This window comes from Streptomyces sp. NPDC031479, from assembly GCF_055581065.1.
The window spans coordinates 416269-428402 of the sequence record NZ_JBVIKC010000001.1 but is presented as its reverse complement, the minus strand read 5'-3'; the positions used below and the strand labels follow the sequence as shown (position 1 = coordinate 428402).

Here is a 12134-nt window from a genome sequence, read left to right as displayed (position 1 = left end):
CCTCCCCTCCTGCCGAGGCCCCGCGAAAACCGGATTTCGTCTCCGGGCGAGGGTCCGCTAAAGTAATCGATGTCGCCAGGCAGCAAGCCTGCAAGGTGGACATCGGGGTGTAGCGCAGCTTGGCAGCGCGCTTCGTTCGGGACGAAGAGGTCGTGGGTTCAAATCCCGCCACCCCGACTTCGTAAGACCAGGTCAAGGGCTTGATCCGCATCGCGGATCGGGCCCTTCCTGCGTTTCCGGGTGATCGTTCGGAAGACACCCGGGGGATCCGCCGCGAAAGGGCGGCCGGCCTTCTCGTGGAGCGGCTCGGCCTCCGCGGAGGCCTCCTCACGGCCGGTCGACCATGGCTCGCGGCGCAGTGCGATCACCCCTCGCCCGGGGCCTCCTCCGAATCGCGCCCTGCCAGTGAGGCCGCCGCCGACGGGCTGCGCCGCGTCCTCGACCGGCTCTCCACCAAGGCGAACGCCGGGAGCCCGCATGCTGCAGCTCCGTCGACCGTTCACCCTGCGGCCGGGTCACCGGCCCGAAAGGACACCTTCATGCTGACCCTGACTCCCCGCGAAGGCGTGGCTCCGCGCGTCTTCGGTCCGGCCCCGCACGGCCAGGGCTCCCAGATCTCCCCGATCATGCTGCAGGAGGAGCTGTGGGAACGGATGCGCGCGCTGCCGTACGTCTACATGGCCCCCACGCTCGTCTCGGTCCCGCACGCCCGTGCGCTGTTCCTGCCCGAGGGCATCGGCACGGGCCCCGCCGAAGCCTTCCAGGGGGGCCGGGAGTGGGGCCACATCCATCCCCACCACGACGGCTCGCTCCACGTCACGCTCCCGCCGGAGACCGAGGCCGACGTCATCGCCGCGGGCTGGGGCGTACACCACCCCGTCCAGGACGTGACGCTCGTCTACGGGCCCAGGACCGCGGCGGAGTTGGAGACCGTCTGGCAGATCGTCCAGGCGTCCTACCGGTACGCGATGGGCGCGAAGTGACCCCGGCCGGGACGTAGGACCAGGTCAAGGGCCTGATCCGGATGGCGGATCAGGCCCTCTCCCGAGCGGTGCTACGGGAGTGCCTCCGCGACACCCTCGACGATCATCATCCACATGGGCTGACCCCCGGTCCCGAACGCCGAGGCCAGGGCGTAGCCGATCGAGGCGTCCACGGGGCGGACCTCGGCGGTGTCCCGCCATTCCGCGAGGACCAGTTCGTCTCCGTCGGAGGAGAAGTCGCCGAGGTGCAGGCCGTCGCGAGTCAGCCGGCTGCCGGGTACCGAATCGGGGACCATGCGGTAGCCCACTCCCTCGAACTCCACGTCCACCCGGTAGGAACGCCTGCTCAGCGCGCCCTTGGCCGGCCTCAGCACGGCTGCACGTCCGTCGACCGTCATCGTCAGGTGCTCGGGGTCGCGGGTGCCTATGGCGATCCGCGGGTCCGCTTCCGCGCCGGGGGCCCGCCGCAGGACCACGCGTGGGACGCCCTCGCCCCGGACTTCGACGCGGTCCTGTCCTTCCTGGCGGACGGTGATCACGCCGAAGCGCGTGTCCTCGATGGGAGTACGGCCGCTGCGGCCCCGGTCCGCGTCGTTCATGGGTCGAGTCCTTCGTTGCCGGTGGAGCTGGCGGGGCGTCACCGATGACGCTGCCGGGGCCGATTCTCCCCGGTGGGGCGGCGGCTGAGGTGCGACGGGGGGCGAGCGGTGTTGCAATGCTGGAGGGCCACCGCCGGAGGGGCGGGCCGCCGGAGCACGGGAGGAGGGCCATGAGTGGCGACGGTTCCTCCCGACGGCGGCAGCGGCAGATCCTGGGCCACTTGGCGTGCATCGTCGCCTCGCCGACCGTGCTGACCGCGCTCTACTACGTGGCCCCGCTCGACCACGGCTTCGACGATCTGTCCTTCGGAGCCCTGCTGGGCGGGCTGGTCCTGTTCGGGGCCCTGGTGGCCTGGCAGGCCTCCGCCATCAGCCGTTCGGAGTATCCGCGGCTGCGGGCGATCGAGGCGCTGGCCACCGCCGTGCCCCTGTTCCTGCTGCTGTTCTCGGCGTCGTACGTCCTGGTCTCGGACGGGAATCCGCAGTCGTTCTCGGAACCCCTGGACCGGACCGCCGCCCTGTACTTCACGGTGACGGTGTTCGCGACCGTCGGCTTCGGCGACATCGTGCCGACGACCCCCACCGGCCGGGTGCTGACGACCCTGCAGATGGTGGCCGACCTCGTCGTGGTGGGCATCGTCGCCAAGGTGCTCTTCGGCGCGGTGCGGATCGGGCTCACCCGTCACCCGGGACGGCATGAACCGTGAGCACGGCGCGGCCCGCGGAGGCGCTCCGGCCGGCGGACGTGCTGAAGGCCCCCGGACACCTGAAGCCCCTGCCGCTCTGCGCGCCCGTCACCCCGCCATGATCACCAGCGGGGTCACGGCGGCGATGCCCAGCAGCAGGTCGTGGCGCCCTGATCACCACCGAGCTGCTGCCGGGCGGCCCGCGGCCCGGCGGCTGAGGAACCCGGCGCGTACCGACCCGCCCCTTACGCGTCCAGCGGGTTCGCGGCGATGCGCCGGGCCGCGCCGCCCGCCACGTACGCGGCCGCCGCGCAGGCGGGCTTGCGTACGGCCTGGTCCTCGACCAGGGCCAGGAAGGCCGGGCCGAAGCCGAGGCGCGGGTAGTGCTCCAGCAGGCCGTCCCGGAAGGCGGGGTCGAAGTCGGGGACGCGCAGCCCCGACACGTCCGCGCTCGTGCCCACCTGGAGGAGGTGGCTCTCGACGTCCTCGGCGGCGGTGACGTCGTCGCGCATGTGCAGCACGATCACCTCCTGCGCCCGGGCCCGCCGCTGCGGCGCCCAGCCCAGCCCCGCGGTGAAGATCCGGGCCACGTGCCCGCCGGCCTCCTCGAAGGGGAGGGTGTGGCTGTCGAAGGGCGGAGTCAGGCCCAGGTCGTGCAGCAGGGCGCTGACGTAGAGGAGTTCGGCGTCGTGGGCGAGCCCGTGCCGGCGCGCGTACTCGGCGCCGAAGGCGTAGGAACGGACGGAGTGGTTGAGCAGGGCCGGATCGGCGTACTCCGAGGCGGCTTCGAAGGCCGAACGGGCCGTGTCGGAGTCGAGGTTGTGAAGGGTCCACGTCATGGGAGCACCCTAGGCGGACGGGATGAAGTCCACCTCGGACGGCTCCTCCCCCGGCCAGGACAGCCGTGTCGGCGCGGGCCGGGTCTCGGCGAGGACGCTGCCGCGCGATACGACGTAGCGCGGCCGGACCTGACGGCGGATCGCCTCCTCGGGTGTGGGCGCGGGCAGGAGCACGAAGGAGGCGGGGGCGCCCTCCGTGATCCCGTACTCCGAGGCGTCGAGGCCGAGCACACGGGCCGCACGGTCCGTCACCATCGAGAAGGCGGCCGGGATCTCGTCGGCTCCGGTGAGCTGGGCGGCGTAGAGGCCGACGAGGGCGGTCTGGAGAGGGTTTCCGGTGCCGAGCGCGTTCCAGGGGTCCATCACGTCGTCGTGGCCGAAGGCCACGTTGACCCCGGCGGCCAGCATCTCCTTGACCTGGGTGAGGCCGCGGCGGCGTGGATAGCCGTCGAAGCGGCCCTGGAGGTTGAGGTTGGCGAAGGGGTTGGAGACCAGGTTGATGCCGGAACGGGCCAGCAGCCGCTGGAGCTTGTAGCTGTACGCGCCGTTGTAGGAGCCCATCGCCGTCGTGTGCGAGGCGGTCGCGCGCCCGGCGAGGCCCGAGCGCAGCGCCAGGGTCGCCAGCACCTCCACGAAGCGGGACTGCTCGTCGTCGATCTCGTCGCAGTGGGCGTCGACGCGCAGTCCGTGCTCCTCGGCCAGCGCGAACGCGGTCCGCAGCGAGGCGACCCCGTCCTCGCGGGTGTCCTCGAAGTGCGGGATCGCCCCGACGACGTCCGCCCCGCGCGCCACGGCCTCGCGCAGCAGCGCCTCGCCGTCGGGGAAGGAGACGATGCCCTCCTGGGGGAAGGCCACGATCTGGAGCGTCATCACGTCCCGCACCCGGTCGCGGACCTCCAGCAGCGCGTCGAGCGCGGTGAGGGAGGGGTCGGTGACGTCGCAGTGGGTCCGGACGTGGAGGACGCCGTGGGCGGCCTGCCAGCGCAGCACCTGCGTCGCACGCGTGATCACGTCCTCGCGGGTGAGGGTCCGTTTGCGCTCGCTCCAGCAGGCGATGCCCTCCCAGAGGGTGCCGGAGGCGTTGGGGCGCGGCCGGCCGGCGGTCAGGGCGGTGTCGAGGTGGATGTGGGGTTCGACGAAGGGGGCGGTGAGCAGCCCTCCGTGGGCATCTACGAGCACGCCCGTCGCGGGCGGCTCCTTCTGGTCGTCGTGCGGGATCACCCGCGCGATGCGGCCGTCCTCGCCGACCTCGACGTCGGACAGGCCATCGGTGTGGAGGAGCCGGGCACCGCGCACGATCATCCGCATGCGGTCAGCGTACGCACGCGGCGCTCTGTTTCACGTGAAACAACGGCCCGCTCGGTGCTCAGCCGCGCTTCGACTGGGCCTTCTGCTGCATGCCCCTCGTCTTGGCGGCGACCGACTGGACGTCCCGGACGGCGGCCTTGGCACGCGCCTCGGCCGCGGTGTTCTTCGCCAGCGCGCGCTCGGAGTCCTGATGCTCGTGGTGACCGGTGCGAGCCTTCTTGGACATGATCAACACCTCTCGGCTGCCTTGGGCGTACCCCCACCACGATGCTCCCCTTCGCCACCGTCGGCATCCCGGAACCGCTCCGGCGCATCGCTCCCGCCGGTGCGGCAAGAATGGAGGGCATGACCAGCGACAGCGATCTGACCCCCGGCGCAGCCGCCGAGACGCCCGAGATGCCCGACTGGGAGAAGCGCTTCCGGGCGCCGCGCGTCGGGCTCCCCGACTGGGCGGAGGACGCCCCGGACCGCTCGCTCTTCGTCTCGAACGCCACCGGGACGTACGAGCTCTACGCCTGGGACCGTGCCACCGGCACGCAGCGCCAGGCCACCGACCGCCCCAACGGCACCACCGACGGCACCCTCTCCCCCGACGGCGAGTGGATCTGGTGGTTCTCCGACACCGACGGCGACGAGTTCGGCACCTGGGTCCGCCAGCCCTTCGCGGGCGGCCCCGACGAGCCCGCCACCCCGGGCCTGGAGGCCTCCTACCCGGCCGGTCTCGCCATCGGTCGCGACGGCACGGCGGTCGTCGGCCGGTCCACGGACGAGGACGGCTCCACCATCCACGTGGTGCGCCCCGACGGCAGCGCCCCCGCCGTCATCTACCGCCACCGCGAGTCGGCCGGCGTCGGCGACCTGTCCCACGACGGGACCCTGCTCGCCATCGAGCACACCGAGCACGGCGACGCGATGCACTCGACGCTGCGCGTGGTCACCCTCGACGGGACGACCGTCGCGGAGCTCGACGACTCGCGCGGCGGCACCGTGGAGCTCGGCCTGGAGGTGCTCGGCTTCGCCCCGGTCGCCGGGGACACCCGGCTGCTCGTCGGCCACCAGCGTCGCGGCCGCTGGGAGCCGATGGTGTGGGACGTCGCCACCGGCACCCAGGAGGACCTCGCGGTCGAGCTGCCGGGCGACGTGAGCGCCGAGTGGTATCCGGACGGGTCCGCCCTGCTCGTCGCGCACAGCTTCGAGGCGCGCAGCGAACTGTGGCGCTACGACCTGGCCGCGCGGGAACTCGTACGGGTCGACACGCCCCCGGGGTCGGTCAGCGGCGCGACCGCCCGCCCCGACGGGACCGTGGAGTACCAGTGGTCCTCGGCGGCCGAGCCGGCCTCCGTACGGTCCACCGCGGGCGGCGTCGTACTCGACCCGCCCGGCTTCCGTCCGCCGGGCTCGGTGCCCGTCGAGGACGTGTGGGTGGACGGCCCCGGCGGGCGGATCCACGCGCTCGCCCAGCGCCCGGTGGGCCACGGCGAGGGCCCCTTCCCCACGATCTTCGAGATCCACGGCGGCCCGACCTGGCACGACAGCGACTCCTTCCTCGCCACTCCGGCGGCCTGGCTCGACCACGGCTTCGCGGTGGTCCGGGTCAACTACCGGGGATCGACCGGCTACGGGCGCGAGTGGACCGATGCCCTCAAGCACCGGGTCGGCCTGATCGAGCTGGAGGACGTCTCCGCCGTCCGGGAGTGGGCCGTGGCCTCCGGCCTCGCGGACCCCGCGCGCCTCGTCCTGTCGGGCGGCTCCTGGGGCGGGTACCTGACCCTGCTCGGCATCGGCACCCGGCCCGACGACTGGGCGGTCGGGCTGGCCGCCGTACCGGTGGCGGACTACGTGACGGCGTACCACGACGAGATGGAGGCGCTGAAGGCCCTGGACCGCACCCTTTTCGGCGGCACCCCGGAGGAGGTCCCGGAGCGGTTCGAGGCCTCCTCACCGCTGACGTACGTGGACGCGGTCAAGGCGCCCGTCCACATCGCGGCGGGTGTCAACGACCCGCGCTGTCCGATCCGGCAGATCGACAACTACGTGGACCGGCTCGCGGCACGCGGCGCCGTCCACGAGGTCTACCGCTACGACGCGGGACACGGCTCGCTGGTCGTGGAGGAGCGGATCAAGCAGGTCCGGATGGACCTGGAGTTCGCGCTGAAGCACCTGCCGAGGTGATGCCGCGGGGCTCGGCGGCCGCCGTTGCTCCCGTGGTGTGCCCGGAGCCCGCCGAGCCCCGGAGGCGGGCTCCGGGCACGGCCCCCGTACGGTGGTGGGGTGCACCGGTTTCTCCTGACCCCGCGCTGGTGGGGGATCAACGTCTTCGTCGCGCTCGCCATCCCCTTCTGCCTGTTCATGGGGACCTGGCAGCTCGGCCGGTTCGAGGACCGCGTCGGCAGCCACCGCGAGGCGAACGCGGAGCGGCCCGCCGACCAGGCGGCCGCACCGCTGGACTCGCTGCTCCCGGTCGACACGAAGACCTCCGGACGGCTCGCTTCGGCGGCCGGTGAGTACGGGCGGCAGCTGCTGGTCCCGGACCGGGAGCTCGACGGCAAGACGGGCTTCTACGTCCTGACCCTGCTGCGGACCGAAGGCGGCAAGACCGTCCCCGTGGTCCGCGGCTGGCTGCCCGGGACGCCGGACCCGGCGAAGGCTCCGGCACCGCCGGCCGGGCGGACCGAGGTCACGGGTGCCCTGCAGTCCTCGGAGAACTCCCAGACCAAGGGCGTGCACGCGCAGGGCGGGCTGCCGTCCGGACAGATCGGGGTGATCGGGTCGGCCACGCTGGTCAACCTGGTGCAGGACCCGCTCTACGACGCCTGGCTGACGGTGCAGACCCCGGCCGACGGAATGCTTCCGGTGCCGGCGAAGGCACCGGTCAACACCGGCCTCGACATGAAGGCCTTCCAGAACCTCGGCTACACCGGCGAGTGGTTCGTCTTCGCCGGATTCGTGCTCTTCATGTGGTTCCGGCTCTACCGGCGCGAAGTCGAGACCCTGCGCGACGCCGAGGCGGGACTGCTCCCGGCACCGGACCCCGCTCCCGCGGGCGCGCGGGCCGAAGCCCAGGCCTGAGCCCGGGACCGGGGTCCGGGACCGGGCTCCGGGACCGCGCAACGGGCCCGGCCCCGCCGGTCCGGCGCCCGGTCCGGCCCGGACGCCGGCTCCGCGCTACGGCGTCGTCTGCGGGATGATGCCCGTCCGGTAGACCGTCCCGCCGCAGGCCTCGGGAATGGTGGTCCGGGTGACCGGATCGCCCGTGGCCGGGGTGTGCGAGACCGCCACTCCGCCCGGCTGGGTGTCCGTACCGCCGGTCTGCGGGTCCGGGCCCGGAGCGGCGGCGGCCGCGGTCCCGTCACCGCCCGGCGCGGCGGCGGGCGCTCCCGTGGCCGTCTCCGTACCGGCCGGCTGCGTGCCGTCGCCCTGCTGGGGCTTGGCCGGCGGGCCGGGGGGTGTCGGGCAGGAGGCTCCCGAGGGCACCCAGGCGAAGCGCACTTCGTACGCCGTGTTCGGCTCCAGGAACAGCACCTGGGTCTCCGCCGACGGGTCGGGCAGCAGCCCGCTCGCCGGGTCGCCCGCCGTGTGGCCGGTGACCGTCACCCCTGCGGACTGCGCGGGCGGCGGCCCGGCGGGGACCGCCGCGGCGGTCACGGTGTCCGGGCCGGTGACCGTACAGCCCTTGGCGGAGACGTTGGTGACCTTGAAACTGCCGAGCACCTTGCCGTCGGGCCCGGGGGCACGGGCACTGCCGGCCACCCCGAGCTGTCCGGCGGTGCAGCCCGCGACGCCGGGGGCGGCGCCCACCGGGGGCGGGCCGTGGCCTGCTCCGTTCGAGGTGCCCGCGACGGCTCCGGCGTCGGACGGGCCGCCCGTCGCCGTACCGCCGGAGGGGGAGCCGCTGACCTGCGGGGACGGCTTGCCGCCGGCGCCGCCCGCCTCCTGGTCCGCGCCGGCGGGCTTCGCGGGCTTCGGCCCGGTCCCCGTCCCGTCGCCGGAGCCGTTCTGGTGCGGGTCGGAGGGGCCGCCGGTCCTGCCGCCCTGTGCCTCGCCGTGACCGGCCATCGCCGAGTGTCCGGCGGCGGCGCCCTGGTCGGTGCCCAGGTGCAGCGCGGCCGGGATCGCGGTGCCGGCCAGCAGGGCCGCCGCAGCCGCCCCGACGAGTGCCTGCCGCTTGCGCGCCCGGCGGACGGGCACCGCGTGGCGCAGCCGCTCCAGGGCCCCCTCGGAGGGTTCCAGGCCCTGCACCGCCCCGGTCAGCAGACTCCGCAGGACCTGCTCGTCACCGGTGCCCGGTGCGGCCGTGCCCCGCGGGTTCTCGTGTTCGTCCCTCATGACTGCGCTGCCTCCATCGCCACCCTCAGCGCGGCAATGCCCCGCGACCCGTACGCCTTGACCGAGCCGAGCGATATCCCGAGCGTCTCGGCGACCTGGACCTCCGTCATGTCCGCGAAGTAGCGCAGCACCAGCACCTCGCGCTGGCGGCGCTGGAGCCCACGCATCGCCTTGATCAGGTCGTCCCGCTCCAGCTGGTCGTAGGCCCCTTCCTCCGCGCTGGCCATGTCCGGCATCGGCTTGGACAGCAGCTTGAGACCGAGGATGCGGCGGCGCAGCGCGGAACGCGAGAGGTTCACGACGGTCTGGCGGAGATAGGCCAGTGTCTTGTCGCGGTCGCGCACCCGGTTGCGGGCCGAGTGGACGCGGATGAAGGCCTCCTGGACCACGTCCTCGCAGGAGGCCGTGTCGTCGAGGAGCAGCGCGGCCAGGCCCAGCAGGGACCGGTAGTGGGCCTGGTAGGTCTCGGTGAGGTGGTCGACCGTGGTCCCGGCCACGACGGGAGCGCCGTCGGCCGCCGTCTCGGGCGGCGGCGCGGCGGGCACGGCGCCGGCCGCCGCCGTGTCCGGTCCATCGGAAGGTCCGCTGACCGGCCCGCCGGCCGGTCCGCCGGCCGCTTCCGTGGACGCGCTGTCGCGCGGCGCGGGCACGCGCCCGCCGAGGGTCGGCAGGACGGGCGGCACGGCGGCCGGAACGCTTGCCGGCGGGACAGGAACGATCACGGGGAAGCCGCCGGAGCCGCCTGCCGCGAGCGAGCGGCGGCGCGGGGGAACGATCCCGGGGCGCGCCGGTACGACGGCGTATTCCAACAGTGCCTCTGCCACGCCGGTTGGACACGCGTCCCCCCGTGAGGGTTGTACGCGTGCGGCAGAGTAACCAGCAATTTCCCCATTGCCTTCATGCGTACCCGCTCTTCCCGATTGCCCCATTTATCCAGACGGCAGTCGGGCCATCACCTTGATCAAGGGATCGGTACCGATCCTACAAAGCGAATTACGCGAATTCACCCGCGATCAGTTCCGAGATCTGCGTGGCATTCAGCGCGGCACCCTTGCGCAGATTGTCCGCGCACACGAAGAACTCCAGGGAGCGGGGGTCGTCGAGCGAGGCCCGTACCCGCCCCACCCAGGCCGGATCCGTACCGGCCGCGTCGGCGGGTGTGGGGAACTCCCCGGCCTCGGGATCGTCGACGAGCACCACGCCGGGCGCCGCCTCCAGGATCTCCCTGGCGTGCCCGGCGTCCACCTCCCGCTCGAAGCGGGCCCGAACCGTCAGGGAATGGCCGGTCACCACGGGAACCTGTACGCAGGTCACCGCGATCGGCAGCGTCTCCAGCCCCAGGATCCGCCGGGTCTCCGCCCGTACGGCCAGCTCGTGCGAGGACCAGCCGCCCTCGCGCAGCTCCCCGGACCAGGGCACCACGTTCAGCGCGAGCGGAGCCGCGAAGGGGCCGGTGTCCTCGCCCACGGCCCGGCGCACGTCCCCGGTCTGCTCCCCCAGGGAGCTCCCGGCGACCAGCGACAGCTGGCGGCGCAGCGCCTCGGAACCGGCCCGGCCGGCCGCGCTGGCGGCCTGGTACGAGGAGACGGCCAGGTCGGCCAGTCCGTACTCGGCGTGCAGCGCGCCCAGGGCGGCGATCATGGCGGCCGTCACGCAGTCCGGGCCCGCGACGATCCCGCGCGGCCGGATCCGTACGGCGTGGCCGTTCACCTCGGGCACCACCAGGGGCACCTCGGGGTCTTCCCGGAAGGCGGCGGACTGGTCCACCACGACGGCACCGCGCGCGGTCACCACGGGGGCCCAGCGCGCCGACACCTCGGCCGGGGTCAGGAAGAGCACGACGTCGCCCGCGCCGAAGCCGTCGAAGGCGTCCTCGGTGAGGGCGAGCACCTCGGTCTCCTCCCCACGGACGGCCAGCAGGCGGCCGGCCGAGCGCGGGGAGGCGATCAGGCGGATGTCGCCCCAGACGTCCGCCCGCTGGGACAGGATCTGGAGCAGGACCGAACCGACGGCTCCGGTCGCCCCGACCACGGCGAGCGCCGGGCCGGAGGACCGGGGCACCGTCATCGTCCGGTGCCTCCGTAGACGACGGCCTCGTCGCTGTCGGAGTCCAGTCCGAAGGCCGTGTGCACCGCGCGGACGGCGTCGTTGACGTCGTCCTGGCGGGTGACGACCGAGATGCGGATCTCGGAGGTGGAGATCAGCTCGATGTTCACGCCCGCGTCGGACAGCGCCTGGAAGAAGGAGGCGGTGACGCCCGGGTTCGTCTTCATGCCCGCGCCGACCAGGGAGATCTTGCCGATCTGGTCGTCGTAGCGCAGCGAGTCGAAGCCGATCTGGCCCTTCGCCTTCTCCAGGGCGTCGATGGCCTTGTGGCCCTCGGCCTTGGGGAGGGTGAAGGAGATGTCGGTCAGGCCGGTGGAGGCCGCCGACACGTTCTGGACGATCATGTCGATGTTGATCTCGGCGTCCGCGATGGCCCGGAAGATCGCCGCGGCCTCGCCCGGCTTGTCCGGGACGCCGACGACCGTGATCTTGGCTTCGGAGACGTCGTGAGCGACTCCGGAGATGATGGCGTGCTCCACCTGCGCGTCCCCTTGCGGATTCTCGTTGCTGACCCAGGTGCCCGGCAGTCCCGAGAAGGACGAGCGGACGTGGATCGGGATGTTGTAGCGGCGGGCGTACTCGACGCAGCGGTGCAGCAGCACCTTGGAGCCGGAGGCCGCGAGCTCCAGCATGTCCTCGGAGGAGATCCAGTCGATCTTCCGGGCCTTCTTCACGACGCGGGGGTCCGCGGTGAAGACGCCGTCGACATCGGTGTAGATCTCGCAGACCTCGGCGTCCAGCGCGGCGGCCAGCGCCACGGCGGTGGTGTCCGAGCCGCCCCGGCCGAGGGTGGTGATGTCCTTGGAGTCCGCGGACACACCCTGGAAGCCGGCGACGATGGCGATGTTGCCCTCGTCCAGCGCGGTGCGGATCCGGCCCGGCGTCACATCGATGATGCGCGCTTTGTTGTGGACCGAGTCGGTGATCACGCCTGCCTGGCTACCGGTGAACGACTGGGCCTCGTGGCCCAGGTTTTTGATCGCCATGGCCAGCAGGGCCATGGAGATGCGCTCTCCGGCGGTCAGCAGCATGTCGAATTCGCGCCCCGCAGGCATCGGAGATACCTGCTCGGCGAGATCGATCAGCTCGTCCGTAGTGTCGCCCATCGCGGAAACCACGACGACCACCTGGTGGCCGTTCTTCTTGGCATCCACGATCCGCTTGGCGACGCGCTTGATGCCCTCGGCATCGGCTACGGAGGAGCCTCCGTACTTCTGCACGACAAGGCCCACGTGCGCTCCTCGCTCGGTCCGTCTCATTGCTGGTGCAGTCTAACGAGCGGTCGGG

At 72.8% G+C, this 12134-nt stretch carries 12 protein-coding genes and 1 tRNA gene; 5 read left to right on the top strand and 8 right to left on the bottom strand.

Going from position 1 to position 12134, the window contains the following annotated elements; translation table 11 throughout:
* Positions 1–103 precede the first annotated feature (103 nt).
* Positions 104–177: transfer RNA gene (locus ACZ5D2_RS02110), tRNA-Pro, on the top strand.
* 362 nt (positions 178–539) lie between these two features.
* A complete protein-coding gene (locus tag ACZ5D2_RS02105) occupies positions 540–983 on the top strand; it encodes a luciferase domain-containing protein (protein WP_371677833.1) in 444 nt (147 codons plus the stop codon).
* A 71-nt stretch (positions 984–1054) separates the two neighbouring features.
* Here ACZ5D2_RS02105 and ACZ5D2_RS02100 read toward each other — a convergent pair whose 3' ends face one another.
* Complete coding sequence (locus tag ACZ5D2_RS02100; RefSeq protein ID WP_371677832.1) at positions 1055–1582, bottom strand: hypothetical protein; 528 nt, start codon at positions 1580–1582, stop codon at positions 1055–1057.
* Positions 1583–1752: 170 nt separating this feature from the next.
* On the opposite strand from ACZ5D2_RS02100, the gene ACZ5D2_RS02095 reads away from it, so the two are divergent.
* Positions 1753–2289: a potassium channel family protein gene (locus ACZ5D2_RS02095; RefSeq protein ID WP_371677831.1), complete on the top strand. Its 537-nt coding sequence runs from the start codon at positions 1753–1755 to the stop codon at positions 2287–2289.
* 224 nt (positions 2290–2513) lie between these two features.
* Here the strand turns inward: ACZ5D2_RS02095 and ACZ5D2_RS02090 are convergent, their stop codons facing one another.
* The 3 genes from ACZ5D2_RS02090 to ACZ5D2_RS02080 are packed head-to-tail and all read right to left on the bottom strand — an operon-like array spanning position 2514 to position 4641.
* The gene (locus ACZ5D2_RS02090) at positions 2514–3107 is read right to left on the bottom strand and encodes an HD domain-containing protein (protein ID WP_371677830.1); all 594 of its coding nucleotides are present in this window, start codon (positions 3105–3107) and stop codon (positions 2514–2516) included.
* Between the two features lie 9 nt (positions 3108–3116).
* Entirely contained in the window at positions 3117–4415 is a 1299-nt protein-coding gene (gene codA, locus ACZ5D2_RS02085) for a cytosine deaminase (RefSeq protein WP_371677829.1), read from the bottom strand.
* Between the two features lie 58 nt (positions 4416–4473).
* Entirely contained in the window at positions 4474–4641 is a 168-nt protein-coding gene (locus ACZ5D2_RS02080; RefSeq protein ID WP_158740609.1) for a hypothetical protein, read from the bottom strand.
* 119 nt (positions 4642–4760) lie between these two features.
* Here ACZ5D2_RS02080 and ACZ5D2_RS02075 point away from each other — a divergent pair, with 119 nt between their 5' ends.
* Together ACZ5D2_RS02075 and ACZ5D2_RS02070 are read left to right on the top strand one after the other, a co-directional pair.
* On the top strand, positions 4761–6587 hold the full coding sequence (locus ACZ5D2_RS02075) for a S9 family peptidase (RefSeq protein WP_468926576.1): 1827 nt from the start codon (positions 4761–4763) through the stop codon (positions 6585–6587).
* Between the two features lie 99 nt (positions 6588–6686).
* A complete protein-coding gene (locus tag ACZ5D2_RS02070) occupies positions 6687–7484 on the top strand; it encodes an SURF1 family protein (protein ID WP_371677827.1) in 798 nt (265 codons plus the stop codon).
* A gap of 96 nt (positions 7485–7580) precedes the next feature.
* Here the strand turns inward: ACZ5D2_RS02070 and ACZ5D2_RS02065 are convergent, their stop codons facing one another.
* The 4 genes from ACZ5D2_RS02065 to ACZ5D2_RS02050 form a co-directional block, all read right to left on the bottom strand.
* A complete protein-coding gene (locus ACZ5D2_RS02065) occupies positions 7581–8741 on the bottom strand; it encodes a hypothetical protein (protein WP_468926573.1) in 1161 nt (386 codons plus the stop codon).
* Positions 8738–9286, bottom strand: a complete 549-nt coding sequence (locus ACZ5D2_RS02060) for a SigE family RNA polymerase sigma factor (protein ID WP_371681225.1) — start codon at positions 9284–9286, stop codon at positions 8738–8740. The genes ACZ5D2_RS02065 and ACZ5D2_RS02060 overlap by 4 nt, the downstream gene beginning before the upstream one ends.
* A gap of 448 nt (positions 9287–9734) precedes the next feature.
* Positions 9735–10808, bottom strand: coding sequence for an aspartate-semialdehyde dehydrogenase (locus ACZ5D2_RS02055; RefSeq protein ID WP_371677825.1), 1074 nt, complete (start codon positions 10806–10808; stop codon positions 9735–9737).
* Entirely contained in the window at positions 10805–12079 is a 1275-nt protein-coding gene (locus tag ACZ5D2_RS02050; protein ID WP_266840016.1) for an aspartate kinase, read from the bottom strand. The genes ACZ5D2_RS02055 and ACZ5D2_RS02050 overlap by 4 nt, the downstream gene beginning before the upstream one ends.
* Positions 12080–12134: the final 55 nt, after the last annotated feature.

Bases quoted from the DNA above. Each gene is read 5' to 3' on its own strand.
- ACZ5D2_RS02105 (WP_371677833.1), top strand. From the start codon at position 540: ATGCTGACCCTGACTCCCCGCGAAGGCGTGGCTCCGCGCGTCTTCGGT.
- ACZ5D2_RS02100 (WP_371677832.1), bottom strand. From the start codon at position 1,582: ATGAACGACGCGGACCGGGGCCGCAGCGGCCGTACTCCCATCGAGGAC.
- ACZ5D2_RS02095 (WP_371677831.1), top strand. From the start codon at position 1,753: ATGAGTGGCGACGGTTCCTCCCGACGGCGGCAGCGGCAGATCCTGGGC.
- ACZ5D2_RS02090 (WP_371677830.1), bottom strand. From the start codon at position 3,107: ATGACGTGGACCCTTCACAACCTCGACTCCGACACGGCCCGTTCGGCC.
- codA (WP_371677829.1), bottom strand. From the start codon at position 4,415: ATGCGGATGATCGTGCGCGGTGCCCGGCTCCTCCACACCGATGGCCTG.
- ACZ5D2_RS02080 (WP_158740609.1), bottom strand. From the start codon at position 4,641: ATGTCCAAGAAGGCTCGCACCGGTCACCACGAGCATCAGGACTCCGAG.
- ACZ5D2_RS02075 (WP_468926576.1), top strand. From the start codon at position 4,761: ATGACCAGCGACAGCGATCTGACCCCCGGCGCAGCCGCCGAGACGCCC.
- ACZ5D2_RS02065 (WP_468926573.1), bottom strand. From the start codon at position 8,741: ATGAGGGACGAACACGAGAACCCGCGGGGCACGGCCGCACCGGGCACC.
- ACZ5D2_RS02055 (WP_371677825.1), bottom strand. From the start codon at position 10,808: ATGACGGTGCCCCGGTCCTCCGGCCCGGCGCTCGCCGTGGTCGGGGCG.